This is a genomic window from Microbispora sp. ATCC PTA-5024, assembly GCF_000511135.2.
Lineage (GTDB): Bacteria > Actinomycetota > Actinomycetes > Streptosporangiales > Streptosporangiaceae > Microbispora > Microbispora corallina.
The window spans coordinates 867,647-893,083 of sequence record NZ_KI866525.1 but is presented as its reverse complement, the minus strand read 5'-3'; the positions used below and the strand labels follow the sequence as shown (position 1 = coordinate 893,083).

21 protein-coding genes and 1 pseudogene are annotated in these 25,437 nt (G+C 73.1%); 14 read left to right on the top strand and 8 right to left on the bottom strand.

Going from position 1 to position 25,437, the window contains the following annotated elements; genetic code table 11:
• From MPTA5024_RS42780 to MPTA5024_RS29985, 3 genes are all read left to right on the top strand, one after another.
• Positions 1 to 264: hypothetical protein (locus MPTA5024_RS42780; RefSeq protein WP_036330573.1), on the top strand; the 264-nt coding region annotated here is incomplete at its 5' end.
• Between the two features lie 756 nt (positions 265 to 1,020).
• Complete coding sequence (locus tag MPTA5024_RS29990) at positions 1,021 to 2,391, top strand: hypothetical protein (protein WP_157099806.1); 1,371 nt, start codon at positions 1,021 to 1,023, stop codon at positions 2,389 to 2,391.
• A 67-nt stretch (positions 2,392 to 2,458) separates the two neighbouring features.
• Positions 2,459 to 2,713, top strand: coding sequence for a hypothetical protein (locus MPTA5024_RS29985; protein WP_036330571.1), 255 nt, complete (start codon positions 2,459 to 2,461; stop codon positions 2,711 to 2,713).
• Positions 2,714 to 2,904: 191 nt separating this feature from the next.
• On the opposite strand, the gene MPTA5024_RS29980 is transcribed toward MPTA5024_RS29985, so the two are convergent.
• Positions 2,905 to 3,798, bottom strand: a complete 894-nt coding sequence (locus MPTA5024_RS29980) for an NmrA family NAD(P)-binding protein (RefSeq protein WP_036330570.1) — start codon at positions 3,796 to 3,798, stop codon at positions 2,905 to 2,907.
• A gap of 80 nt (positions 3,799 to 3,878) precedes the next feature.
• On the opposite strand from MPTA5024_RS29980, the gene MPTA5024_RS29975 reads away from it, so the two are divergent.
• Positions 3,879 to 4,523, top strand: a complete 645-nt coding sequence (locus MPTA5024_RS29975; protein ID WP_051458839.1) for a TetR/AcrR family transcriptional regulator — start codon at positions 3,879 to 3,881, stop codon at positions 4,521 to 4,523.
• A 67-nt stretch (positions 4,524 to 4,590) separates the two neighbouring features.
• On the opposite strand, the gene MPTA5024_RS29970 is transcribed toward MPTA5024_RS29975, so the two are convergent.
• The gene (locus tag MPTA5024_RS29970; RefSeq protein WP_036330568.1) at positions 4,591 to 4,938 is read right to left on the bottom strand and encodes a hypothetical protein; all 348 of its coding nucleotides are present in this window, start codon (positions 4,936 to 4,938) and stop codon (positions 4,591 to 4,593) included.
• A gap of 142 nt (positions 4,939 to 5,080) precedes the next feature.
• On the opposite strand from MPTA5024_RS29970, the gene sthA reads away from it, so the two are divergent.
• From sthA to MPTA5024_RS29945, 5 genes are all read left to right on the top strand, one after another.
• Positions 5,081 to 6,484 (top strand): Si-specific NAD(P)(+) transhydrogenase, encoded by a 1,404-nt coding sequence (gene sthA / locus MPTA5024_RS29965; RefSeq protein ID WP_036330566.1) that lies wholly within the window; start codon positions 5,081 to 5,083, stop codon positions 6,482 to 6,484.
• Between the two features lie 140 nt (positions 6,485 to 6,624).
• Positions 6,625 to 7,836 (top strand): ROK family transcriptional regulator, encoded by a 1,212-nt coding sequence (locus tag MPTA5024_RS29960; protein ID WP_157099805.1) that lies wholly within the window; start codon positions 6,625 to 6,627, stop codon positions 7,834 to 7,836.
• 231 nt (positions 7,837 to 8,067) lie between these two features.
• Entirely contained in the window at positions 8,068 to 10,878 is a 2,811-nt protein-coding gene (locus tag MPTA5024_RS29955) for a glycoside hydrolase family 3 protein (RefSeq protein ID WP_036330564.1), read from the top strand.
• Positions 10,879 to 10,883: 5 nt separating this feature from the next.
• On the top strand, positions 10,884 to 11,876 hold the full coding sequence (locus MPTA5024_RS29950) for a LacI family DNA-binding transcriptional regulator (protein ID WP_198167506.1): 993 nt from the start codon (positions 10,884 to 10,886) through the stop codon (positions 11,874 to 11,876).
• Complete coding sequence (locus tag MPTA5024_RS29945; RefSeq protein ID WP_036330560.1) at positions 11,873 to 13,156, top strand: GH1 family beta-glucosidase; 1,284 nt, start codon at positions 11,873 to 11,875, stop codon at positions 13,154 to 13,156. Before MPTA5024_RS29950 ends, MPTA5024_RS29945 begins: the two co-directional genes overlap by 4 nt.
• Positions 13,157 to 13,159: 3 nt before the next feature.
• On the opposite strand, the gene MPTA5024_RS29940 is transcribed toward MPTA5024_RS29945, so the two are convergent.
• Entirely contained in the window at positions 13,160 to 13,789 is a 630-nt protein-coding gene (locus MPTA5024_RS29940; RefSeq protein ID WP_036330558.1) for an FMN-dependent NADH-azoreductase, read from the bottom strand.
• A gap of 86 nt (positions 13,790 to 13,875) precedes the next feature.
• Here MPTA5024_RS29940 and MPTA5024_RS44400 point away from each other — a divergent pair, with 86 nt between their 5' ends.
• A complete protein-coding gene (locus tag MPTA5024_RS44400) occupies positions 13,876 to 14,442 on the top strand; it encodes a MarR family winged helix-turn-helix transcriptional regulator (RefSeq protein ID WP_063794803.1) in 567 nt (188 codons plus the stop codon).
• On the opposite strand, the gene MPTA5024_RS29930 is transcribed toward MPTA5024_RS44400, so the two are convergent.
• Together MPTA5024_RS29930 and MPTA5024_RS29925 are read right to left on the bottom strand one after the other, a co-directional pair.
• Positions 14,365 to 15,492 carry a low temperature requirement protein A gene (locus tag MPTA5024_RS29930; protein ID WP_051458838.1) on the bottom strand — a complete coding sequence of 376 codons (1,128 nt, stop codon included), beginning with the start codon at positions 15,490 to 15,492 and terminating at the stop codon, positions 14,365 to 14,367. The two genes, MPTA5024_RS44400 and MPTA5024_RS29930, sit on opposite strands and share 78 nt — an antisense overlap.
• A gap of 52 nt (positions 15,493 to 15,544) precedes the next feature.
• Positions 15,545 to 16,528: an isopenicillin N synthase family dioxygenase gene (locus tag MPTA5024_RS29925; protein WP_036330556.1), complete on the bottom strand. Its 984-nt coding sequence runs from the start codon at positions 16,526 to 16,528 to the stop codon at positions 15,545 to 15,547.
• Between the two features lie 240 nt (positions 16,529 to 16,768).
• Between MPTA5024_RS29925 and MPTA5024_RS29920 the strand changes: the two genes are divergently transcribed.
• From MPTA5024_RS29920 to MPTA5024_RS29910, 3 genes are all read left to right on the top strand, one after another.
• A complete protein-coding gene (locus MPTA5024_RS29920; RefSeq protein ID WP_051458837.1) occupies positions 16,769 to 18,115 on the top strand; it encodes a sensor histidine kinase in 1,347 nt (448 codons plus the stop codon).
• Positions 18,116 to 18,357: 242 nt separating this feature from the next.
• Complete coding sequence (locus MPTA5024_RS29915; RefSeq protein ID WP_157099803.1) at positions 18,358 to 18,942, top strand: calcium-binding protein; 585 nt, start codon at positions 18,358 to 18,360, stop codon at positions 18,940 to 18,942.
• Between the two features lie 88 nt (positions 18,943 to 19,030).
• Positions 19,031 to 20,050 carry a DMT family transporter gene (locus tag MPTA5024_RS29910; protein WP_063794801.1) on the top strand — a complete coding sequence of 340 codons (1,020 nt, stop codon included), beginning with the start codon at positions 19,031 to 19,033 and terminating at the stop codon, positions 20,048 to 20,050.
• 70 nt (positions 20,051 to 20,120) lie between these two features.
• Here MPTA5024_RS29910 and MPTA5024_RS29905 read toward each other — a convergent pair whose 3' ends face one another.
• From MPTA5024_RS29905 to MPTA5024_RS29895, 3 genes are all read right to left on the bottom strand, one after another.
• Positions 20,121 to 21,236 (bottom strand): hypothetical protein, encoded by a 1,116-nt coding sequence (locus MPTA5024_RS29905; protein ID WP_036330555.1) that lies wholly within the window; start codon positions 21,234 to 21,236, stop codon positions 20,121 to 20,123.
• A 386-nt stretch (positions 21,237 to 21,622) separates the two neighbouring features.
• Entirely contained in the window at positions 21,623 to 22,402 is a 780-nt protein-coding gene (locus tag MPTA5024_RS29900; protein ID WP_051458835.1) for a DoxX family protein, read from the bottom strand.
• A gap of 76 nt (positions 22,403 to 22,478) precedes the next feature.
• Positions 22,479 to 24,011 carry an MFS transporter gene (locus MPTA5024_RS29895; protein WP_051458886.1) on the bottom strand — a complete coding sequence of 511 codons (1,533 nt, stop codon included), beginning with the start codon at positions 24,009 to 24,011 and terminating at the stop codon, positions 22,479 to 22,481.
• A 265-nt stretch (positions 24,012 to 24,276) separates the two neighbouring features.
• Here MPTA5024_RS29895 and MPTA5024_RS29890 point away from each other — a divergent pair.
• Positions 24,277 to 25,437, top strand: a pseudogene (locus MPTA5024_RS29890) (hypothetical protein); the annotation flags it as partial.

Sequence of the window (25,437 nt, the reverse complement as noted above, 5' to 3'; positions counted from 1 at the left end):
GCGGCGTCGCTCGACCTCGCGGCGCGCCGGGCGGCGCAGGCCCGCACGGCCCCCGCCGGCGTTCGCGACGAGGCCGGCCTCGGCGACGAGGCGGTCGCCTGCGACGTCGTGGACGCCGGGACCGTGGGGACCACGGTGTGGTTCCGGCTCGGCAACCTCGTGGCCGAGGTCGCCTACCGGCGGGCCGGCACCCCTCCCGCCACCGCCGAGGACCGGCGGACGGCCGAGCAGGCGGCCCGGCTCGTCGGCGCCGGGCTCGGGTGACCTCCTCTCCTCGCCTTCCAACCCCCTCCAGGAGACGACATGACCAGCGGTGACGACGGAGCCCTCGGGCCGGACGGCGGCCCGCCCCCGCCGCCCCCGCCTCAGGGCCGCCCCGGCCGAGGGGTCCCGCCGTACGGCCTGCCGGGCCCGGACACGCCCCCCGCGGACCCCGATCCGCCGTCCCGCCCTGGCGGCGGCGCGCCTCCTCCCGGTCCGTACGGACCTCCGCCGGGCGAGCCCGGTGCGTACGGTCCGCCGGACCGCCGGCCGCCCTGGCCCGGACAGGGAGCGGGGCCGGGACAGCCGTGGCCGGGGCCCGCTTCTCCGTACCCGCCGCAGGTCCCGCCGGGGCAGTGGCCCGGCCAGGCAGGCGGGCCGTACGGGCCGGGCCCGCAGCCGGGCCCGCAGCCTTTCGAGCCTGTTCCGCAGCAGGGATGGCCGGGACAGGCGACACCGTGGGGCGGCACCCCCCATGGGCCGGGCGGTGGCGGCGGGCAGTGGCCGCCGCAAGGCGATTGGCAAGGTGCGACACCGCCGCAGGGTGGGACGCCACCGCCTCAGGGCGGGTGGCAGGGTGCGACACCACCGCAGGGGAGCTGGCAGGGTGCGACGCCGCCTCAGGGGAGCTGGCAGGGTGCGACGCCGCCTCAGGGCGGGTGGCAGGGTGCGACGCCGCCTCAGGGCGGGTGGCAGGGGGCGACGCCGCCTCAGGGCGGGTGGCAGGGGGCGACGCCGCCGCCTCCGGAGCTGTGGCAGATGCCGACCCAGCCGTCACCGCCCAGGCGGCGGGGGTGGGTGACGCCGGTCGTCGCGGTCGTGGCGGTGCTCGCGGTGGCGGGCGGCACGTTCGCGTTCATGAGCGCGCGCGGCGGGGGAGGGCCGGCCGTCCCGACCGGAGCCGTCGCCGCGTCCCACTCGGCCGCCGCGTCGCCGGCCGCGGCGAACGCGGACGTGTGCGTGATGCTCGACCCGGACGAGGCGGAGCGGCTCGTGCCCAACGCGAAGATCACCTCGTCGACCGACGACAACCGCAACGACACGCTCGTCAGCTACGTCCGCTGGACCTGCGGATGGGCCAACCACGACATCTCGTACAAGGACGTGACCCGCAGCCGCGAGATCACCGTGAACGTGTCCCGCTACCAGGCCCTCGGCACGACCACGGCCGACAAGGCGGCCCGGATCCAGTTCGACGGCGAGTACAAGCAGTACCGCTACAACGCCACGGTCTCGAACAAGGAGCACTACTACTCGGCCCCCCAGCAGTTCACCGGCATCGGCGACCAGGCCGCCGCGCAGTACCAGTGGACGCGGGAGAGCGACAAGTACTGGTACTCCTTCGGGCAGGGCGTCGGCAGGGTGGGGGACGTCGTCTTCCAGGTGAAGTACCAGGCCGGCCAGCAGAACAAGGAGGCCGACGTCTTCTCCGCCGACACCGTCCAGTCGATCACCGAGGCGAACGCGCTGCGCGAGGTGAAGGGGCTGCTCGGGCAGCTCGCGCGGTCGGTGGACGCGTGGCGGTCCGGCCGGCCCCTGCCGTACCACGCGCGGCCGAAGCCGAGCCCCACCCCCTCGCCGTCGCCCACGCGCATCCCGCTCCCCGAGCGGTGCGTCGCGCTCCGGGCGCTCGCCGCCACGCTCGTCCCGGAGACGGAGGGCGCGGCCGCGCGCGGCAGGGAGGGCGGCGCGACCGTCACCCAGTGCCAGTGGTGGAACGACGCGATGCCGATCGCGCAGGGCAGGGTCCGGTGGCGCAACCTGCGGATCGCGATCCACGATTTCGCGGACGCAGACTCGGCCCGCTACTACCTCATCGACCAGCGGTCCAAGACCAAGTTCACGGCGAACGGCGGGATCGGCGGCATCCACTGGGGCAGGGTCGACACGCTTCCCGGCTTCGGTCAGGACGCGTACGGCCAGGCCATCCGCCAGCGGACCGACACGGCCCAGTCGAACCGGTACGAAATCTACGCGTGGAGCGGCACGACCGTCATCTGGGTGTTGCTGGGCGGCAGCGACCGTCCCGCCGGGACGCCCATCAACGCGCCCGGCTCGGTGCTGATGGACCAGAAGGAGGCGACCGCCGGCGCGAAGTCCGTCGCGAAGGCGCTGCTCGGACAGCTGTAGGCCCTGGTGTCCGCCCAGGTGGGGACGGGTATGCACCCTTCTGGACTACGAGGCAACGGGGGGAACCATGGCCACCTGCGAGGTTTGCGGCAACGACTACGACATGAGCTTCGAGGTGCACAGCCAGGGTGCGGTGCACGTCTTCGACAGCTTCGAGTGCGCGATCACCAGGATGGCGCCGGTATGCGAGCACTGCGGGTGCCGGATCGTGGGCCACGGGTCGGAGGTCGACGGCCGGTGGTACTGCTGCGCCCACTGCGCGCGCGAGTCCGGGGCGAGGACCATCGTCGACAGGGAGGTCACGACGGCCGGCATGATGTGACCGTCCCGCGCCCCGGCCTCCCGGCCGGCGCGGGCCGCGGCTTCCACCGGCGCGCCGCCCGGGCCACTGTCGACGTGGCCCCGGGCGCTGTCGGGGTGCCCTGGGCTTCCCGGCCGGCGTCCTTCCGGCGCCGGCCGCGTCCCATCCCGAGGTGCGCCCACGCCTGACGACGGGCCGCGCGAGGAGGCCGGTCAGAGCGCCCGCACGGCCGGCTTGAGGGTGTCCTCGCACCATCGCCGGAACGTCGTGGGCGTGTCGATCGCGTTCTCCGGCGTGCGGACGACCCCGTTGTCCAGTCCGCGGTCCTTGGCGATCGCCATGTCCACCATCGCCTGGGCCATGGCCTCGGACATGCCGGAGCCGGTGAGCCGGTCCTTGAACGCCTCCAGGGGGATCTGCCGGTAGCGGACCGGTGTGCCGAGCACCTCGGAGACCACGGCGGCCATGTCGTCGTAGGACAGGTCCTCGGGGCCGAGCACCGGGACCTCCGCCTGTCCCGTCCAGGTGTCGTCGAGCAGCAGGCGGGCGGCGACGGCGGCGATGTCGCGGGTGGCGACGAGGGGTCGTCTGCCGCCGGGCGCCATGACGTCGAAGAACGCGCCCTGCTCCTTGATCGCCCCGGCCTGCCGCAGCAGGTTGTCCATGAACGACGGCATGGCCAGCGCGCGGAACGCCGCCCCGGTGCCGGCGAGGAGGTCGTCCATGGCCAGCGACGCGGTCACATGCCCGGCCTCGGCCGCGTACGGGGTGCCGCGGCCGAGGGCGCTGACGCTCACGACGCGTCCCACCCCGCAGGAGCGCACCGCCTCGGCGGCCGGCCGGGTGAATCCCAGGTAGGCCTCGTCTACGCTGGCCGCGTGGTGGTCGGTCGGCAGCAGCCAGAACAGGGCATCGGCGCCGTCGAAGGCGCGGGCGACGACCCGCGGATCGCCGTGCGAGCCCTGGACGACCTCGACCCGGTCCCGGACTCCGGCGGACAGCCTGGCCGGGTCGCGCACGACCACGCGCACCGGCCGGCCGGCGGCGAGGACATGGTCGAGGACCCGGTGCCCGATGTTTCCGGTAGGAGCGGTGACGACGATCATGCGCTCTCTCCATTGACAGGGGATGGAATGCCCGAACAAGTAAACTCTACCGTACCGTTTACTTCTGGGGAGACGCTCCGATGACCGGAGAGGGCGAACCGCGGCGGCGGGGGGAGCAGCGGCGCGGCGAGGAACTGCGGCGCCACATCCTGCTGGTGGCCAAGGACGTGTTCCTCGAGACCGGGTTCGAGCGGGCGTCGATGGACACGGTCGCGGTGCGCGCAGGGACGTCCAAGCGGTCGCTGTACGCGCACTTCGAGAGCAAGGACAAGCTGTTCCTCGCGGTGCTGGACCTCATCCGCGAGCTGTACCTGGGCCGGCTGAGGACTCCCGGCGCGTACGCCGAGGACCCGGCGGAGGCGGTGGCGCTGTTCTGCGGGCGCTTCCTGCAGCTGATGACGTGGGAGCCCCAGGTGCGGACCTGCCGGCTGAGCATCGCCGAGGCCGAGCGGCTGCCCGGCAGTTCCAACGCGTACTTCGACGCCATATTCGCCGCCACCTACCAGCGGCTGAGCGCCTACCTCGTCGAGCGGTACGCGATGGGCCGCGAGGACGGCGCCGCGCTCGCGGAGGAGCTGCTCGACCGGGCGGTGCTGCCGCGGCTGCTGCGCACGCTGCTCAACGTCGAGGAAGCGATCAAGGACACGCCCGAGGACGCGACGCTGGCCGAGGACGTCGACCTGACCGCGGTCCGCCGCCTGGTCGTCGCGGCCCTGCCGCGCTGACCCACGCCGCCGATCCCTCGTCCGGACGGCCCGGGGCTCCCGTACCCGGGCCGTCCGGACGAGGTGCTCAGGATTCGAATGCGACCAGGCGGAGGATGAGGAAGCCGTCCCCCTCCGGCACGGGCGGGAACGTGGTGCCCGGCACCGCCTCGAAGACCTCGGGGCACTCCTCCCGGGTCACCACGCCGAACATCTCCCCGGGCAGCGTCATGCCGAGCGACTGGGCGCGCTTGGCGGCGGCGTAGAAGCTGCCGCCGGCCTCCAGGTCGGCGGCGACGGCCTCCGCCTCGCCCCGGCCGGCCAGCCGGATGAACGCCACCCGGGCGCGGTCCGGGCGGGAGGCCTGGGCGCACAGGTAGTCCTCGATCTCCCATATGAGCAACTCGCCGAGGTAACGCGAGGTGTCCTTCCACATGTGCCCAGAATCTCCTGCCCCGCTTGTCCATCTCTTGCAGTCGGATTGTCGCGGCTCACCCATTCCTTCACGAGTCGTCCCCAAGGAGATGTGAAGCGGGCAATCTCTTTCCGCCGCACGGCATGGCCTCCACACTGACCGTGTGACCGATTTTGAGGTACTTGTCCTGGGCTCCGGGCCCGGTGGGCAGAAGGCCGCCATCGCTGCGGCCAAGCTGGAGCGGCGGGTCGCGATCGTCGAACGCCGCGACATGATCGGCGGTGTGTGCATCAACACCGGGACCATCCCCTCGAAGACGCTGCGCGAGGCGGTCCTGTACCTGACGGGTCTGACGCAGCGCGACATGTACGGCCAGAGCTACCGGGTGAAGGACGACATCACGGTCACCGACCTGACCGTGCGCACGCGGCACGTGGTGGGCCGCGAGATCGACGTGATCCGCAGCCAGCTGTCCCGCAACAGGGTGACCGTCCTGACGGGAACCGGCCACTTCGTGGACCCGCACACCGTGGCCGTGGTCGACGAGCGGGGCCACGAGCTCAAGGTCACGGCGGACAAGATCATCGTCGCCACGGGCACCCGCCCCGCGCGGCCGGCCAGCGTGGAGTTCGACGAGCAGACGATCATCGACTCCGACGGCATCCTCCAGATGGAGCGGGTGCCCGACTCGATGGTCGTGGTGGGCGCCGGGGTCATCGGCATCGAGTACGCGTCCATGTTCGCCGCGCTCGGCACCAAGGTCACGGTGGTCGAACGGCGCGACCGGATGCTCGAGTTCTGCGACCTCGAGGTGGTCGAGGCGCTCAAGTACCAGCTGCGCGACCTGGCCGTGACGTTCCGGTTCGGCGAGACCGTCGCCGCCGTGGAACGGCATCCGCGCGGCGCGCTGACCATCCTGGAGAGCGGCAAGAAGATCCCCGCCGCCACGGTGATGTACTCGGCCGGCCGGCAGGGGATGACCGAGAACCTCGCGCTGGGCGCGGCCGGGCTCGCCGCGGACGACCGCGGCCGGATCGCCGTCGACGAGTACTTCCGGACCGCCGTGCCGCACATCTACGCGGTCGGCGACGTCATCGGGTTCCCCTCGCTCGCCGCCACCTCGATGGAGCAGGGCAGGCTGGCGGCCTACCACGCCTGCGACGAGCCGGTCAGCGGCATCCACGACCTGCAGCCCATCGGGATCTACACGATCCCGGAGATCAGCTTCATCGGCAGGACCGAGGACCAGCTCACCGACGCGCTGATCCCGTTCGAGGTCGGGGTCTCGCGCTACCGGGAGCTGGCCCGGGGGCAGATCATCGGCGACACCTACGGCATGCTGAAGCTGCTCGTCTCGCCGGAGGACCGGTCGCTGCTCGGGGTGCACGTCTTCGGGACGGGGGCGACCGAGCTCATCCACATCGGCCAGGCCGTGATGGGCTGCGGGGGGACGGTCGACTACCTGGTCGACGCCGTCTTCAACTACCCGACGCTGGCCGAGTCGTACAAGGTGGCCGCGCTCGACGCGGTCAACAAGCTGCGGAGGGTGGCGCGTTTCAGCGACTGAGACGGCGCCGTCGGCGCCCCGCCGATCCGCTTTGAACGGGCCGCTCCTTTAGTTAGTCTTGTGGACAAACAAAGGCGAAGGCGCACGCCGGGAGGTCGCGGCATGCGGCATGATGGGCCGGAGCGGGAACGGGGCTGACATTGATCACATCGCACAACGGACCTCAGCCGGCCGACTTCACCGACGTCCGGGCGACCAACCTGGCCGTGGTGCTGCGGTTCGTCCGGGAGAACGCCCCGTGCTCCCGGGCGGACATCGCGGCCTCGACCGGCCTGAACAAGGCCACCGTGTCGAGCCTGGTGGCCGACCTGATCGACCGGCGGCTGCTGCGCGAGACCGGCCTCACCGAGCACCGCGTCGGCCGCCCGGCGACCATGCTGGTGCTCGACGGCTCGCCGTACGCGGCCATCGGGATCGAGGTCAACGTCGACTACATCACGGCGGTGGCGGTCGACCTGAAGGGGGAGGAGCTGCTGAACTGGCGGCGCTCCTTCCCCGGGGGCGCCTCCACCGCCGGGCAGGCCGTGGTCGCGCTGGCGGCCATCGCCCGCCGGGTGGTCAGCCGCATGACCAAGGAGGCCCGGCAGGTGCTCGGCCTCACCGTCGCCGTCCCCGGCCTGGTCGACGTCAACGGGTCGGTCCGCGTCGCGCCCAATCTGGGCTGGCGCGACGCCGACCTGTGCGGCGACCTCACCAAGGCGCTGCGGGACCCGGGGTTCCCCGTGTTCGTGGACAACGACGCCAACCTGGCCGCCCTCGCCGAGCACCGGTTCGGGCCGCACCGCAACGCCGCCGACCTCGTGTACGTCACGGGGGAGGTCGGCGTGGGGGCCGGCGTGGTCATGGACGGCCGGCTGAGGCGCGGCGGCCAGGGCTACAGCGGGGAGATCGGGCACATCGAGATCGACCCGGCGGGCCCGCCCTGCCGGTGCGGCCGCCGGGGATGCCTCGAGGCCGTGGCCGGCGTGGGCGCGATCCTGTCGCGCACCGCGCCCGACGCGTCGCCCTCGGAGCTGGAGCTGGAGATCGACGAGGTCGTGCGGCGGGCCAGGGCGGGCGAGCCCGAGGTCCTGGCGCTGCTGGAGCGGGTGGGCCGCGACCTCGGCGCCGGGATGGCCGTCGTGGCCAACCTGCTCAACCCTGAGGTCGTCATCCTCGGCGGCTACTACGTCCCGCTCGCGCCGTGGCTGGTGCGGTGCGCGGAGGAGGAGATGTACGCCCGGGTCCTCGCGCCCGGCGGGGGCGGCTGCCGCCTGGAGGTCTCCACCCTCGGGTACGGCGCGGCCGCCCTGGGCGCCGCCGCACGCGTGCTCGACTCGGTCGACTCCGGCCGCCTGCCGGCCCAGCACTGAGCCGGTCCCAGGGGGACGCCGGTAAGGGTCTTGACCTGAGCCGGAAGAAACGGCAGTCTTCCGGATAAGTCCGGATTAACACAGCAGAAACGTCTCGGCATCGTTTTCGAAGCGCTTCGACACCCCTCGGGAGCGCTTCCCCCGAACCGCACACCGATCCTCTCCACGCGCCTTCCGGCGCGTTTCTCGGCAGGTCATCGAAGCGCTTCGACACGAAGGGTGGGTCTCCCGATGAACGATCCGGCTCCCGGCCCGGCATTCCGGAACCCCGCGCTGCCGGTCGCCGAGCGGGTCGCCGACCTGCTCGCCCGGCTCAAGCTCGAGGAGCGGATCGGCCTGCTGCACCAGTACCAGGCCCCGGTCGAACGGCTCGGGCTGCGGGCCTTCCGCACCGGCACCGAGGCGCTGCACGGCCTGGCCTGGCACGGCCCGGCCACCGTGTTCCCCCAGGCCGTGGGGCTCGCCAGCACCTGGAACCCGGACCTGGTCCGCGAGGTGGGGGAGGCGACCGCCGACGAGGTGCTGGCCTTCCACCACAAGGACCCGGCCGGCGTGGGGCGCAATGTCTGGGCGCCCGTGGTGAACCCGCTCCGCGACCCCCGGTGGGGCCGCAACGAGGAGGGCTACTCCGAGGACCCCTGGCTCACCGGCGTGATGGGCACGGCCTACGCCCGGGGCCTGCGCGGCGACCACGACGTGCTGAAGACGGCTCCCACGCTCAAGCACTTCCTCGCGTACAACAACGAGACCGACCGGTGCGTCAGCAGCAGCAGCGTGCCGCCCCGGGTGCTGCACGAGTACGAGCTGAGGGCGTTCCGCCGGCCCCTGGAGTCGGGGGCGGCGGTGGCCGTGATGCCGTCGTACAACCTGGTCAACGGCCGGCCGGCGCACCTGTCCCCGCTGATCGGCGGGCTCCTGCGGACGTGGGTCGACGGCGACCTGCTCGTGGTGAGCGACGCCTACGCCCCGGGCAACCTCACCCGCCTCCAGGGCTATCACAGGGACCTGCCCGAGGCGTACGCGCACGCGATCCGGGCGGGGCTGGACAGCTTCACGCAGGACGACGACGACCCGTCCGCCACGCTGGGCCACATCCGGGAGGCCCTGCGCCGGGGCCTGCTCGACGAGGCCGACGTCGAGGCGGCCGCGCGGCACGTGCTCTCGATCCGGATCCGCCTGGGCGACCTCGACCCGGCGACGCCGTACGACGACGTAACGCAGGAGGTGGTCAACAGCCCCGAGCACCAGGCGCTCGCGCGGGAGGCCGCCCGCCAGTCGATCACGCTGCTGAAGAACGACGGCATCCTGCCGCTGCGTGCCCCGAAGACGGTCGCGGTCGTCGGCCCGCTGGCCGACGCGCTGTTCGAGGACTGGTACAGCGGCACGCTGCCGTACCAGGTGACGGCCCTCGCCGGGCTGTCCGAGCGGTGCGCGACCGTCTACTGCGAGGGTGTGGACAGGGTGGCCCTGCGGGCGGAGGCCGGATACCTGGCGGCCGGCTCCGACCCGCAGGGCGGCCCGCTGTGGGTGGGGACCGATCGTTCGGGCTTCGACGTGTTCGACTGGGGCGGGGGCGCGTTCGCGTTCCGCGCCGCGGCCAACGGGCGGCACGTCTCCGTCGCCGCGGACGGCGTGCTCGTCAACGACCAGCCGGGCCCGAGCGGCTGGGAGGTGCGCCAGACGTTCCGCATGGAGGAGCGCCCACGGGGAGTGGTGCTGCGCAACATCTCGACCGGCCACTACGTCGCGGTGGAGGGCGGCGTGGTCGGCACCGTCGAAGACCCGGAGGCCGCGGCCGTGCTCGTCGTCGAGCTCGTGGAGAGCGGCGCGGAGCGGGCGGCGCGCGCGGCGGCCGCGGCCGACGTCGCCGTCGTGGTCGCCGGGGACCACCCGCTCGTGAACGGCCGGGAGACCGAGGACAGGTCCGACCTCGCGCTGCCGGCGCGGCAGGAGGCGCTGGTGCGGGCCGTCCACGCGGCCAACCCGGCCACCGTGCTCGTGGTGTCCAGCGGCTACCCGTTCGCGGTGACCTGGGCCGACGAGCACCTGCCGGCGGTGCTGTGGTCGGCGCACGGCGGCCAGGAGTACGGCCGGGCGCTGGCCGCCGTGCTGTTCGGGGACGAGGACCCCGGCGGCAGGCTCACCCAGACCTGGTACCGCTCGGCGGCGGAGCTGCCCGACCTGTTCGACTACGACGTGATCGCCTCGGACGCGACCTACCTCTACTACCGAGGCCGGCCGCTCTACCCCTTCGGCCACGGCCTGAGCTACACCTGCTTCGCGTACGCGGACCTGGAGCTGTCCGCCGATGTGCTCGCCCCCGGCGGGACGCTGACCGCGCGGGTGACGGTGACCAACACCGGCGGCAGGGAGGGGGAGGAGGTCGTCCAGTTCTACACGCACCAGCAGCGCTCCCGGGTCAAGCAGCCCGTCCGCCAGCTCCGCGGCTTCCGCAAGGTGCGCCTCGCGCCGGGCGAGAGCCGTACGGTGTCGGTGGAGGTGCCGGCGGCCGACCTGGCCTTCTGGGACGTGACCCGGGGCCGTTTCATCGTGGAGGAGGCCGCGCACAAGCTGATGGTGGGCCGGTCGTCGCGGGACGTCGTCCTGGCGGCGCACTTCACGGTCTCGGGCGAGCGGATCCCGCCCCGGGACCTGTCGGCCCGGCCTCTGGACGCGGCCGATCACGACGAGTACGACGGAGTGGTGCTGTGCGACGCGGCGCCGGAGGCGGGCGACGCGGTCCGCGCCGCCGGGGCGGGGGCGTGGATCTCCTTCCGGGACGCCGACTTCGGCCGGCCGGGGGCCGGGCCGTCCACGTGCGCGCTGGCCGTGTCGAGCACGGAGGGCGGGGTGGTGACGTTGCGGGTCGACGACCCCCTGTGCGGGGACGTGATCGGCGCGGTGACCGTGCCGCCGACGGCCGCGCGGCACGACCTCGTCGAGGTCGTCACGCCCCTGGCGGGATCGCCGGGAGTGCGCGACCTTTATGTGGTGTTCGAGAGCGAGGGAGTCACGGTGAGCACGCTGGGGTTCCGCCCGTGAGGACGGTGACGATCGCCGACGTCGCCAGGCACGCCGGCGTCGCGGTCAGCACGGTCTCCTACGTCCTGAGCGGCAAGCGGGCCATCTCGGCCACGACCCGGCAGCGCGTCCTCGACAGCGTCCGGACCCTCGGCTACCACCCGAACGCGGGCGCCCGGGCCCTCGCGAGCAAGCGCGCCAAGGTCATCGCCCTGGTGCTCCCGCTGCGGGCCGGGATGAACCTGCCGGTCCTCATGCAGTTCGCGACCTCCGTGGTGACCACCGCCCGGCAGTACGACCACGACGTGCTGCTCATGACCGCCGACGAGGGGCCCGACGGATTGCGCCGGGTGGCGGCGAGCGCGCTCGTCGACGGGCTGCTGCTGATGGACGTGGAGATCCACGACCCCCGGGTGCCGCTGCTGCGGGAGCTGGCCGAGCCGAGCGTGCTCATCGGGTTCCCCGCCGACCCCGAGGGGCTGACCTGCGTCGACCTCGACTTCGCGAAGGCCGGGGCGCTGTGCGCCGACCACCTCGCCGAGCTCGGCCACCGGCAGATCGCGCTGCTCGGCGCCCCGCGCGTGGTCTACGAACGCGGCACGGGCTTCGCCGAGCGGACGATGGCCGGCTTCACCGAGGCGGCGGTGCGCCACGGCCTCGACGCGGACGCCCGGCCCTGCGAGGAGTCGTTCGACGAGGTCCACGGCGCCGTGAAGCTCCTGCTCGACGAGCGTCCGGGGCTCTCCGGGCTGGTCGTGCACAACGAGGCCGCGGCCGGCCACGTGCTCGGGGCGCTGCGCATGCTCGGCCGCCGGGTGCCGGAGGACGTCTCCGTGGTGGCGATCTGCCCCGACGACGTGGCCGAGCGGGCCAGCCCTGCGCTCACCTCGGTCCTCATCCCGGCCGAGGACGTCGGCCACCAGGCCGTACGGCTGCTCATGGCCAAGCTGGACGGGCACGCCGTCCCCCAGTCGACCCTCCTCGAACCACGGCTGACGACACGCGGGAGCACGCGATGACCACCTTCCCCGACGGGTTCCTCTGGGGCGCGGCCACCGCCTCCTACCAGATCGAGGGAGCCGTCCACGAGGACGGCCGGGTCCCCTCGATCTGGGACGTCTTCTCCCACACCCCGGGGGCGACCGACGACGGGCACACCGGAGACGTGGCCTGCGACCACTACCACCGGTACGCCGAGGACGTCGAGATCATGGCCTGGCTGGGCCTGCGGGCCTACCGCTTCTCGGTGGCCTGGCCACGCGTTGCCGACCTCGGCTTCTACGACCGGCTCGTGGACGCGCTGCTCGCCCGGGGCATCGCGCCGGTCGCCACCCTCTACCACTGGGACCTGCCCCAGGACCTGCAGGACGAGGGCGGCTGGACCAACCGCGACACGGCGTACCGCTTCGCCGACTACGCCGCGCGGGTGTACGACCGGCTCGGCGACCGGGTGGCCACCTGGACCACGCTCAACGAGCCGTGGGTGTCCGCCTTCGTCGGGTACGGCTCCGGCCGGCACGCCCCGGGCGTCAGCGACCCGGCCGCGGCCTTCACGGCCGCCCACAACCTCATGCTGGCCCATGGTCTCGGCGTCCAGGCCCTGCGCGCCGCCGGCGCCTCCTCGGTATCGATCACGCTCAACCTCACGCCGGTCCTCGGCGACCCCGGGCCGGCCCGGCTCGTCGACGGCCTGGCCAACCGGCTGTTCCTCGACCCGATCCTGCGCGGGCAGTACCCCCCGGACGTCCTCGACCACCTGTCGCGCTTCACCGAGGTGAACCTGGACGACCTGCCGGTGATCGCCCAGCCGGTCGACGTGCTCGGCGTCAACTACTACACGGTCGGCCGGGTGGTCGCCGACCCGGCGGCCGAGGGGGCCCCGGAGTATCCGGGCAGCCGGGGGATCGCCTGGGAGCCCCCGCGCGGCCGGCCCACGGAGATGGGCTGGGAGGTCGCGCCGTCCGGGCTGGAGGACCTGCTGGTGCGCCTCGCCGAGGAATATCCGGGCGTCCCGCTCATGGTCACGGAGAACGGCGCGGCCGTGCCCGACGGCGTGGCCGACCCGGACCGGATCTCCTACCTCGAGTCCCATTTCCGGGCCGCCCACGCCGCCCTGGAGAAGGGCGCCGACCTGCGCGGCTACTTCGTGTGGTCGCTGCTGGACAACTTCGAGTGGGCCCGGGGCTACCACATGCGGTTCGGCCTGGTGCGGGTCGACTACGACACCCTGGAGCGGACCCCGCGCGACAGCGCCCGCTGGTACCGGGACGTCATCGCCCGCAACGGCCTGCCGGACTGACGCTCAGACCAGCGCGAGGGTCCGGGCCCGCGCCCGGGCCGACTCGTGCGCCGCGGCGAGCGAGTCGGCCGCCAGCCCCCGCAGGTCGTGCATGGCCGGCGTGGTGTCGGCCAGGGTGAGCTCGGCCGCGATCACGTGCAGGTCGAGCCCGAGCGTCTCTGCGAACACCTTGACCAGGTACGGCTCGACGAAGTCCCAGCCCTCCTTCGGGGTGCCCGGGCCGTACGCGCCGCCCTTGCTGAGCACCAGCGTCGCCGGGCGGCCCGCCACCGGGCTCTCACCCGACGCGCCGATCGTGCGGCCGACGATGAGGATGTGGTCGATCCACGACTTGAACGTGGACGGCACGCCGTAGTTGTACATGGGGACGGCGAACAGGTAGGCGTCGGCCGCGATCAGCTCGTCCAGCAGCGTGTCCTGCAGGGCCGCGGCCGCGCGCTGCTCCGGCGTGAACCCCGCGGCCGGCAGCGACCGGGACAGGATCGCGTCGATCCCCATGTGGGGGAGGGGGGCGGCGCCCAGGTCGCGGTAGGTCACCGTGCCCGTCCAGCCCTGCCGGAAGGTCGTGGCCACGTCGCGGGAGACCGACCCCTCGGCGCGGGCGGACGCGTCGATGTGCAGCAAGTGAGGCATGGCAGATCGCCTTTCGTTCAGATTGTCTGTGTTTCAGACTGTCTTCAACTTAGCTCGTCTGTCAAGCCGAGAGTTATCATGGGGATGTGAAAGAGCTGGCGTGTGATCTCCCCCCGGGCCTCGAGGTCGACTTCGGATGGCTGCTGGGGCAGGCGCTGCACGCCTACCTGACGGCGACGAGACGCGCGTCGGAGGACCTGCCGTCGGGCCACCGGGGATACCAGGTGCTGTCGGCCGCGGTGCACGAGAGCGCGCGCAACCAGATCGAGATGGCCCGCCAGCTCGGGCTCGACCGGACCGTGATGGTCTACCTCGTCGACGACCTGGTGAAGGCGGGGCTGGTCGAGCGGCGGCCCGACCCGGCCGACCGGCGCAACCGCCTGGTCGTGGCGACCGATCTCGGCCGCAAGCGGCTCGACGAGGTGTCCTGTGCCATGGACCGCGCCGAGGCGCACCTGCTGGAGCCCCTGGACGAGCCCGAGCGTGAGACGTTCCGGCAGTTGCTGCGCCGGGTGGTCGCGGGCTACCTGGCCCACGAGGGGGCGCCCTCGACGTGCTCCGTGGTGGTCGAGAGCCTAAAGGACGCGTTCGGCGCAGATCATGGCGACCAGCAGCGCGACGAGCGCGCCAAGGTGGACCGCCGGAGACCATAGCCCGATGGGCGTGGTCGCCGCGGCCAGCGCGGCGGCCGTCACCCGGACCGTCCGCCGCCCGAGCCCGAGCACCCGGCGGAACCACAGGTCGCCCAGCAGGAACAGCGCCACCCCGCCCGCCAGCGCGAACGCCGGTCCGAGGCCGACGTGGTCGTGGCCGATCGCCTTCTTGACGCCGGCCGCCGTGGCCACGATCCCGAGCAGCACCGGGATGTGGGCGTAGAAGTACGCGCCGAGGATGAGGCGGGTGCGCCGGACCACGTCCACGCGGAGCAGCGCGCGCTCGGGGGCCTCCTCGTCGCCGCCGAAGTACACCCACCACAGGGCCGCCGTCAGCGCCAGGCCCAGCAGCGCGGCGACGATCAGGTTCGCGGTCGGCCGGCTCCCGGCCGCGCCGATGCCGATGGCGACGATCGACTCGCCCAGCACGATGATCACGAGCAGGCCGTGCCGCTCCACGATGTGCGACGGGTGGAGCGGGAACCCCTTCTGGCCGATGAAGTACGGGCTGGTCCACAGCAGCACCAGCGCCGTCCCCCAGAGCGCGTAGTTCCAGGGCGTGGGCGCGAAGGCGGCGCCGAAGATCAGCGCGGTCGCCGCCAGGTTGAACGGCAGCACCCGGGCGATGGCGGCCGACGCCTGGAGGTAGAGGCCGCCGTGGACCAGCACGATGATCAGGTAGCCGAGGGCGAACGCCGCGCCGCCCCCGGTGAAGGCGTGCGGGATCGCCAGCGCCATGACGAGGAAGCCCGCCATGCCGGTCAGGATCAGCACCCGCCGGGCCGGCCGGGACGGCGGGATCGTGTTGGTCAGCCAGGCGTAGCCGCTGTACATCCACCACAGGACGCCGAAGACCAGGACGGCCTGCAGGGTCCCCAGGCCGGGGAGGTGCCCCGCCTCCGCGCCGAAGTCGCCCACCAGCAGCGACGTGAGCTGGGTGACCGTGAAGACGAAGACCAGGTCGAAGAAGAGCTCGACCGAGGACACGCGGAGCTCGGAGTCGGCCGCGACCGGGTCGTGCCGCTCGGCGAACCAGGCGGGGAGGCGCATGCCGCCATTGTGGCGCTTTCTTGATTACAAGATTGCACCTGACAGATGACGACTAGTCCAGCACGTCGGCCCGCAGCCGCGGGAACACCTTCCCCACCTTGCCCATCAGGTAGTCGCCGTACGTGCCCGTGAAGGCCCGCAGGTCCTGCCCGTCCCAGCGCGGACGGCCGCCGTCACGCAGGGGACGGGACGGCAGCGGGGGCACCTCGCAGTCCCAGCCCGGGTCGAAGAAGAAGGGGAACGACAGGCGGCTGCGGCCGGTCAGGTTGCGCACCCGGTGGGGCGTCGAGCGGTAGTGGCCGCCGGTGAGGCGGTCGAGCATGTCCCCGATGTTGCACACGAGCGTCCCGGAGATGGGCGGCGCCTCGATCCAGCCGCGCGAGGTGTGCACCTGCAGGCCGGCGTTGTCGTCCTGCAGGAGGAGCGTCAGCAGGCCGTAGTCGGTGTGCTCGCCCACCCCCCACTCGTCGTCGGAGGGGGACGCGGGCGGGTAGTGGAAGATCCGGAACAGCATGGTGGGGCTCGCGGTGTAGCCGGAGGAGAAGTAGTCGTCCTCCAGGCCGAGGCTCAGCGCCACCCCGCGCAGGACCCCCTGCGCCACGCCGCTCATCGCGTCCAGGTAGGCGAGGACGGTCGCCCGCAGGTCGGGCACCTCGCCGGGGAAGAGGTTGGGCCCGTGGAGCGGCCGTGGGTCGTCCGGGTCGTTCTCGGCGCCGAAGTAGACGCCCTCCTTGAGGTCGGGACGGCCGGAGGTCAGCTCGGCGCCGACCGGGAAGTAGCCCCGCCAGGCCTTGCCGCCGCGCTCCATGGAGATCCGCATCTTGTGCTCGACCGGCAGCCGGAAGAACCGCCGTGCGGCGTCCTCCAGCCGGGTGGTGAGCTCGGGCGGCACGCCGTGGCCGCTTATGTAGAAGAACCCGCTGTCCAGGCAGGCGGCCTCGATCCGGCGGGCGGCGACCGCGCGCTCCCCGGGCGTGCCGGGGCCGACGAGAGCGCTCACATCGATCACGGGCAGCGGTCCCGAGGTGCTCGACATACCTCCATATGACAGCACATGGGCCCCCTTTTCTCCATCCGGAACGGCCTTTACCGGCGTGCCCTCCCGCCGGGAGCGAAGGCGTGGCGTAACGGTCCCTCCCGCCACGTCCCGGCATTACCGGCCGTTGACGTGCCGGGGAGTAGTTTTGTGGCGAAGCGCAGCCGAATGCGATGTGGCACCGAAGTGACCCTTGCCGATCGATGGCCGGTCCGGACGCGCCTGGCGTTTCTCACGGGCGTGACGGTCGCCGTGCTCTGCATCCTCTTCTCCGCCGGGCTGATGATGGCCCTCCACCGCGTGGCGACGCAGAACCTCATCCGGGAGACGACCGTGGCGGGGGAGCTCATCGCGTACTCCGTCGACCGGGGGGAGCTCGTGAACCCCCTGCCGCCCGTGTCGCCCAACCTGATCCGCCCCATCCAGGTGGTCGACCCGAACGGCAGAGTGGTGGCCGCCACCAGGGACCTGCAGGGCAAGCCGCCGATGGCGAATTTCCTGCCGCAGGCGCCGCGGCGCAACGCCGACAGCGAGGTCTGCGACCACGTGTTCGGCGACCACCGGTGCGACATCGTCGTGGCGCAGCAGGTCTACCGCGACGGCGGCGACTGGACCGTCTACAGCGCGGCGCCCACGCTGCCCTTCTACGTCTACCCGCCCGTGCTGATCCTGCTCGGCGGGGGCACGGTCCTCGCCGTGGCGGCCGTCGCCAAGGGGACGCAGCGCAGCGTCAGGCGGTCGCTGCGGCCGGTGGACGCGATCAGGTCCGAGCTCGACGAGATCCACAGCACCGACCTCGGACGGCGGGTCCCCGTGCCCCCGGCCCGGGACGAGATCCACCATCTCGCCAGGAGCGTCAACTACACCCTCGACCGGCTGGAGGAGACGCTGGAGCAGCAGCGCAGGTTCACCTCCGACGCCTCCCACGAGCTGCGCAGCCCGATCACCGCGATCCGCGCCCAGATCGAGGACGCCCTGCTCGCGCCCGACGAGGTCGACATGGACGCGCTGGGCGCCGCCGTGCTGCGGAGCCTGGACCGGCTCCAGGCGATCGCCGCCGACCTGCAGACGCTGGCACGTCTCGACGCGGGCGCGCCCTGCGAGCGGGAAGCGGTCGACCTGGGCGCCCTCGTGGGCGCGGAGCTGGCGAACCGGCGGTCCTCCCGGAGGATCGTTCGCGACCTGCGGCCCGGCGTGACGGTCCGGGGAGACCGCATCCGCCTGGGCCGCCTGATCACCAGCCTGCTGGACAACGCCGAGCGGCACGCGTCGTCCACGGTCACCGTCATCGTGCGCAGGGGCGAGCACGGCAACCCGGCCGGCGACGACGACCCCCGCTTCCGCGGAGGGGTGGCCGTGGTCGAGGTGCTCGACGACGGCTCGGGGATCGCGCACGACCAGCGCGAGGTGGTCTTCCAGCGGTTCACCCGCCTCGACTCGGCCCGCAGCAGGGACGCGGGCGGAGCCGGCCTCGGCCTGCCGATCGCCCGGCAGATCGCCGAGAGCCACGGCGGCGCGCTCGACATCCGCGACAGTCCCGAGGGCGCCCGCTTCGTGCTCTGCCTGCCCCTCACGCCGTCACCCTGACTCACGCCATCACACGGTGGCCGCTCGCCGATCCACCGGCGCAGGCGGCGGACGCACGACGGCCTCGACCGGTCCGCCACCAAGGAGCGCGAGGAGTTCGCGTAAGCAGCGTCCGAGGAGAAGTACGCGCCGGGGTCGGTATTTGTGCATGGAACCGGATGGGCGATCGGCGCACCGTTGCCGTACAGGCGGACAGGCCGACCTGAGGGCTCCCGCATCGCGGGGAGATGGAGGACAGACACATGAAGAGACACTGGGGCACGCGCGTCCGGCCCGGCATGGGCGCGGCGGCACTGCTGCTGGGCGGGGCCGGGATCTTCCTCGGCGCCGGGGCCGCGTACGCCACCCCGGCGCCTGTGGTGTGCGGTGGAATGACGGCGGCCCAGGCCGCCGCGGCGAACTACACCGTCTTCGAGGGTTCGGTGGTGAACGGCTCGAGCGGCAAGGACTGGATCTACGGGACCTCCGCCGCCGACACGCTGTACGGCGCGGGCGGCGACGACATCATCTGCGGCGACGAGGGCTCCGACACCCTCATCGGGGGCACGGGGAACGACAGGCTGCACGGCGACGCCGACACGGACACCATCTACGGCGACGAGCTCGGCAGCGGCAACGGCAAGACCGGGGACGGCGACGACAAGCTGTTCGGCGGCAAGGGCTCCGACACGCTGTACGGCAACGGCGGGGCGGACACGCTGCGCGGCGACGACAACCCGAAGGGCGGCGGCGACGGCGGCGACGGCGGGGACGGCACGGACACCTGCACGACGCTGGAGGGCTCGCCTTCCGCACCGACCAGCGGCACCCCGATCAGTTGCCCGTAGCTCCATCCTGGAGGACGAAAACCGCTCCCATTAAGGTGCCATCCGGCATTACGCTCCTTACCGGCACGCGAGCGAGGGAGTGGCGCAGATGCGGCGGTGGGTCCCGTCCTTCATCCTGTTGGCGCTGATCTGGGGCAACAGCTTCTTCTTCATCAAGGTGGCGCTCGGGAGCCTCCATCCGCTCCAGATCTCGTTCGGGCGGATGGCGATCGGCGCGCTGACCCTGCTGGTCGCGCTCCTCGCCACCGGGCGGAGGCTGCCGCGCGATCCCCGCCTGTGGGGGCACTTCGCCGTCGCGTCGATCGTGCTGACCACCGTCCCGTTCACGCTCTTCGGGTACGGCGAGCAGCACGTCTCCTCGGTGCTGGCCGCCATCTGGAACGCCACGACGCCGCTGTGCACGCTGCTGTTCGCGCTGCTGCTGCGCAGCGAACGGGCGACGGCGGGGCGGGTGACCGGGCTCGGGCTGGGCTTCGCCGGGGTGATGGTGGTCCTCGGCGTGTGGCAGCCGATCTCGGGCGGCGCCATGATCGGCAGCCTGGCCTGCTTCTGCGCCGCCGCCTGCTACGGCGTCGGCGGGGCGTACATGGGCCGGTTCATCACCCCGAGGGGGGAGGAGCCGATCGTGCTGGCGACGGCCCAGTTGCTGGCCGGCACCGCCGAGCTCGCCGTGCTGACGCCGCTGGCGGGCGTGGCCCTGGTCGATCCGCACGTGCCCGCGGGCGTGTGGGGGAGCCTGGTGGCGCTCGGCGCGTTCGGCACCGGCATCGCCTACCTGCTCCTGTACCGGGTGCAGCGGATGGCGGGCGTCATGACCACCTCGACCGTGACCTATCTGATCCCGGTGTTCGCGGCGGCGTCCGGGGTGGTCGTGCTGCACGAGGGGCTCACCTGGAACCAGCCCGTCGGCGCGCTGGTCGTGCTCGCGGGCATCGCCGTGATCCAGGGGCTCGTGCCCCTGCGCCGCGTCCCGAGGCCGGCCACGTCCCCCGTGGCCCGGAACCCCGTGGCCCGGAACCCCGTGGCCCGGAACCCCGTGGCCCAGAACCCCGTGGCCCCGTCCTCCGTCGCCGCGCCCGCGGCGGGGGAGGCCGAGGCCTCCGCCTGAGCCGCGGCACGGGGAAGGGCACGGGCGGGACCGCCCGTGCCCTCCTGATCTGCCGATCAGCCAGTGCTCGTCAGTCGCAGTCCGACTGCTCGCTCAGGCCGCTGGACTGGCTCTCGCCCAGCAGGGCGGGCCGGGTGAAGCTGACCGTGTGCGACTCGTTGACCAGCCGCGTGTAGCTGACCGGACGGCTCTCCGTCACGAAGCGGGTCTCCGTCACCGGACGGCTCTCGGTGACCATGTGGGTCTCCGTGACCGGGCGGCTGAAGGTGACCTGCCGGGTGACCGGGCGGGTCTCCGTCACCAGCCGGGTCTCCGTGACGGGCCGCATGTAGTTGACCTGCCGGGTGACCGGGCGGGTCTCGGTGACCATGCGGGTCTCCGTGACCGGACGGGTGAACGGCTCCATGCGCGTGACGGGACGCATCTCCGTCACCATGCGCGTGGACGTCACGGGACGGCTGAAGGTGACCTGCTCGGTCACCGGCCGGCTCTCCTGGACCATCCGGGTGTAGGAGATCGGACGGGTGTAGCTGACCTGCTCGGTCACCGGACGCGTCTCGGTGATCATCCGCGTGGACGTGACCGGGCGCTCGTAGTTGATCGTGCGCGTGTAGGTGATCGGGCGCTGGTAGTTGACCATGCGCGTGTACGTCACCGGGCGCTGGTAGTTGATCGTGCGCGTGTAGGTGATCGGCCGGCTGTACTCCTCGGAGCTCAGCGAGGCGGACCGGCTGAACGACTCCGAACGGAGGGAGGCGGGCCGGCTGTACTCCTCCGAGCCGCTCCACGCGGTCCGGCCGTACGACGAGCCGCTGAACGACTCGGGCTGGTACGACTCGGACCGGCCGTAGGACGAGCCGCTGTACGACTCGGGCTGGTACGACTCGGACCGGAGGCCGGACTCGCCGAGGGACGATTCGCCGAGAGACGACTCGCCGATGGACGCGCTCTCCTGGGCGTTGACGCTCTCTCGCCCGTACCGACTCTCTCCGAGGTGGCTGGAGTAACCGGTGTCGCCGCTCTCGTCCGATTCGTCGCCGTAGGCGGCGGGGACCATGGCGCGTGGCGACTGGACCGCCGCCGCCAGGCCGGTCGGGTGAACGGTCGTGGCCGAGGCCACGGCCGGCCAGAGGACGGCGCCGAGGACTGCCGGACCCAGCAGTAATGAGAATCGATTGCCGTGCATAGAGATACTCCTCTCCGATCAGACCGCATCGGGCGATCGGGTCGTACCTCAATCGTTGGCAGCCGCTCCGGAGCCCGTCCAGGCAAATTGACCCCTTGCGGGGCGCTCCCGGCGTGAGTCCGTGTCATGGGATGGGCCTCGGCATGCCCGGGGCCGGGCCGGACGAGATCCCCTTTGCCGCCCGATGCCGAGCGCGATGCCGACGAGGCCGATGATGGCGTTTTTGCCTGTTGTGCCGTGTGATTTTGCCGGTGCGCACTTGCGCATGACCGGCCGCGAAACGCACCCTGCGCCTCGCCGGGACCGGCCCTCCGGGGTGTGCTCCGGCCGGGGGCGGCCGGAGCCCGCAAAGCGCCGCGCGGACAGGGGAATACGGCCTCCGGCGGTCAGTCGGTCTTCGCGCCGGGCCGGCGGCCGGCGACCAGCGTGTCACCCGGCTGTCCGGTGCCGGGAGGCGCCTCGCTGCGGCTCTCGGTCGTCTCACCGTCCCCCCTCTTCGTACGGCGGGGGCGGGGGGCGGTCTTCGCGGCGGCCGCCTCGGTCTCGGCGGGCTTCCCGCCGGCGGCCGGGGGCGTCGCCGCCGGGAACGTCACCGGTCCCGAGGGGGACTCCTTCCGGGGAGTGGCGGCGGGCGCGGGAGAGGGCGGGCCGGCAGCGGGGGAGGCGGAGGCGGCGGGCCGCGTCTCGGCCGGCTCCCGCAGGGCGGCGATCACCGCGTCGGCCTCGGCCTCGGCCGCGAAGTCGTCGGCCGCCTCGGCCTCGCGCCGCTTGATGACGACCATGTGGTCGACGGAGATCCGGCCGCCCCCGCCGACGGCCAGCAGGACCGACGCCGCCCCGAGCGCCACGACCAGCTCGATGTCCCCGCCGGTGAGCGGCAGGCCGGTGTCGCCGGCCGTGAGCACGAACACGGCGACGGCCTCGGCGAACAGCAGCAGCCCGACCGCGGGGACGGCGAGGCCCGCGATCAGCAGGGTGCCGCCGACCAGCTCGATCAGCATGGTGGCGGCGGCCCAGAACCCGGGCACCGGGGCGTGCAGCTCCGTGAACTGGGCGGCGGTCGCGGTCAGGCCGGCCTCGAGCTTGTGCCAGCCGTTGGCGAAGAAGATCCCGCCGACGCCCATGCGGGCGGCCAGCGAGGCGAGGTCGTGGAAGGTTTTCTTCACGGCTACTCATTCTGGGGAACGGGGGGTGGCTTGCCCAGACAATCTCCCCATAACCGCCGCCCTCATGCACGACCGGTCAGACCGGGACGCGCTCGGGCTCCTCGGCCGGGGGCGGTGCGGGGCGGGGGATCAGCAGGGCCACCGCGACCGCCGTCACGGCGAGCAGGGCCAGGCTGACGAGGACGGTGGAGTGCAGCGCGGTGACGAACGCGGCGCGGGCGGCGTCCATCAGCTCCGCGCCCGGGGCGCCGCCGGCCCGGCTCGCGGCGTGCGCGGCCGCCGCGAGCGACTCCCTGGCCTCGCCCATGAGCCGGCCGGGGACGCCGGGGACCGTGCCCAGCGCCGGCGCGTACACCATCGTGGTGATCGTCCCGAGGACGGCGATGCCGAGCCCGGCGCCGAGTTCGTAGGCCGTCTCCTCGATCGCGGCGGCGCCTCCGGCCCGCGACTCGGGCACCGAGGCCATGATCGTGTCGGACGCCGCCAGCAGGGCGACCTCGACCCCGAAGCCGATGCCGGCGAAGCACACGGTCAGCATCGTCTCGTGGGGCTCGGCGCCCCAGGTCAGCACGGGGGCGAGGGACAGCGCGGTGAGCCCGAGCCCGCCGCTGACGGTCGCCCGCAGCCCGGCCCGCTGCAGCACGTGGGCGGCGGCCAGGCCGCCCGCGATCGCGGCGAGCATGAGCGGCAGCATCCGGACGGCGGCCTCCAGCGGCGACAGGCCGAGCACGAGCTGGAGGTACTGCGCCAGCATCAGCTCCAGCCCGACCAGCGCGAAGATCGACAGCAGCACGCAGCCGACGCCGGTGGCGAACCCCCGTTGCCGGAACAGCTCGAGGTCGAGCAGCGGGAACGCCAGCCGGCGCTGGCGGCGGACGAACCAGACGAGCAGCCCGGCGCCCGCCAGGAACACGACCCCGGAGACGCCGCGGCCCATCGCGTGGCCGTAGCCCGCCTCCTTGAGCCCGAACGCCACGGCCAGGATGCCGAGGGTCGACAGCGCGGCGCTGAGCGCGTCCCAGCGCTGCCCGGTCCGGCGCGGCGACGCCGGCAGGATCCGTACGGCGACGGGCAGGACGACGGCCAGCACGGGCACGTTGATGAGGAAGACCGCCCCCCACCACAGATGCTCCACGAGGACGCCGCCGATGAGCGGCCCCACGGCCGCCCCGGCGGCGGCCACGGCGCTCCACACGCCGAGGGCGATCGCCCGTTCGCGCCGGTCGGTGAAGACCTGCCGGATGATCGACAGGGTGGCCGGCATGATCATCGCTCCGCCGACGCCGAGCACGGCCCGCGAGACGATGAGCGCCCCGGCCGATCCGGCGAACGCGGCCGACAGCGAGGCGAGCCCGAAAACGACGTACCCCGCGAGCACGAACGGCCGCCTGCCGAACCGGTCGCCGAGCGTCCCGAACGTGACCAGCAGCGGCGCGACGACCAGCGAGTAGACATCGATGATCCACAACAGCTGGACGGCCGACGGCTCCAGCGCGGCCGTCAGCGCAGGCACCGCGATGTGCAGGACGGTGGCGTCCACGGCGATCAGGAGCAGGCTGAAGCAGAGCAGCGCGAGGACCGACCACCGGCTCGCCCGGTGTTCGCGCACGACGCCTCCAACACGGACGGCGCCGGACTCGGCCTCGACCCCAACGGTGATCATAGGCCCCTCAGGGCCTCCGGGGCGGCTGGAACATGCGTGGCAGCTTAGGCCATCGGAAGCGGATCTCTCAGCCCTTCGGGTGAGGTCCGGCACATATCGCCAGAACGGCGGCGCAAGGCAGGATCAATGCCTGCGAGCCCGCCTCTCTAGAGAGCTATAGGTATATATCCCGCGGCTAGGCAAGCCGGGACCCGCAGCGGATCATGCGGGGGTGGGGAGCGACATCGAGGGATGGGATGCGTCCCCGGTGCCGCCCCCGCTCGACCGCGCCGATCCCCGGGCCTGGTGCGCGGTCGCCGTGGCGAGGCTGTCCCGGGGCCAGCAGGAGGCGGCGCTCGACGCCGCCCGCCAGGCGGTCGGCCGCGATCCTCAGGGCGAATGGGGGCATCGCCTGGCGAGCCTCGCCCTCGAGCGGCTTGGGCGGGACGCCGAGGCCGTGGCGTCCGCGCGCGAGGCCGTGCGGCTCGCCCCCGGCTCGTGGGCGGCCCGGCTGCGGCTGGGCGCCGCGCTGAGGCGGGCACCCGGCGGATGGCGCGAGGCGTGGGCGGAGGCCCACAGGGCCGTGCGGTTCGCCCCCGAGGAGCCCGACCCCCACGTTCTCGTCGGCGACCTCGCCCTGCTGAGGGGAGACCACGAGCGGGCGGCCGCCGCGTACCGGACGGCCCTGCGGCGGCGGCCCGACCACCCGGCCGCGCGGGTCGGCCTCGGCCTCGCCCTGCTGCGCTGGGAGAGGGCGCGGGCCTATCACGACCCCGCCTGGGAGGCCGACCCGCGGGAGACCGGCCGCACCCGGCACGCCCTCCGGGTCTGGTCGCGGCAGGTGCGCCTGCTGCTCGCGGCGGCGCTGGCGGCGGCCTCGGTCGCGGCGCTCGGCTCCGGCCTCCAGCGGGAGGCGCAGATCGGCGGGGCGCTCGTGCTCGCCGGCGTCGTGGCGATCACGGTGCGCCAGGCCGGCCGCGTCGCGACCTGGTCGTACGTGCCGGCCATGCTCGGGCGGGACCTGTGGCTCAGCATGTCGGTCGCGCTCGGGTTCGTCGCCGCCGCCGCGTACGTCGTGGGGATCGCCACACTGCCGGCCGCGAGGCCCGCCTCGTTCGCGGTCGCGGCCGAGGGCGCCTGGGCCGGCGCCGCGGGCCTCGTGCTGCTCAACGCCGTCGTCGCCGCCCCGGTCAGGTTGCTGGGGGAGGCATGGCGGGGCCGGCCGGTCCTGGCGCTCGCGCTGTTCGCCGCGGCGCTGCCGGACCGGGCCGCCCGGCGCGACGTCAACGTGGGCTTGTGGGTGGTCGCGGGCCGCGCCTGGTGGGCCGCCGCGGCGGCCGCCGCCCTCCCCGCGCTCACCGGCCGGGCCGGAACGGCCCTGGCCGCCCTCGCG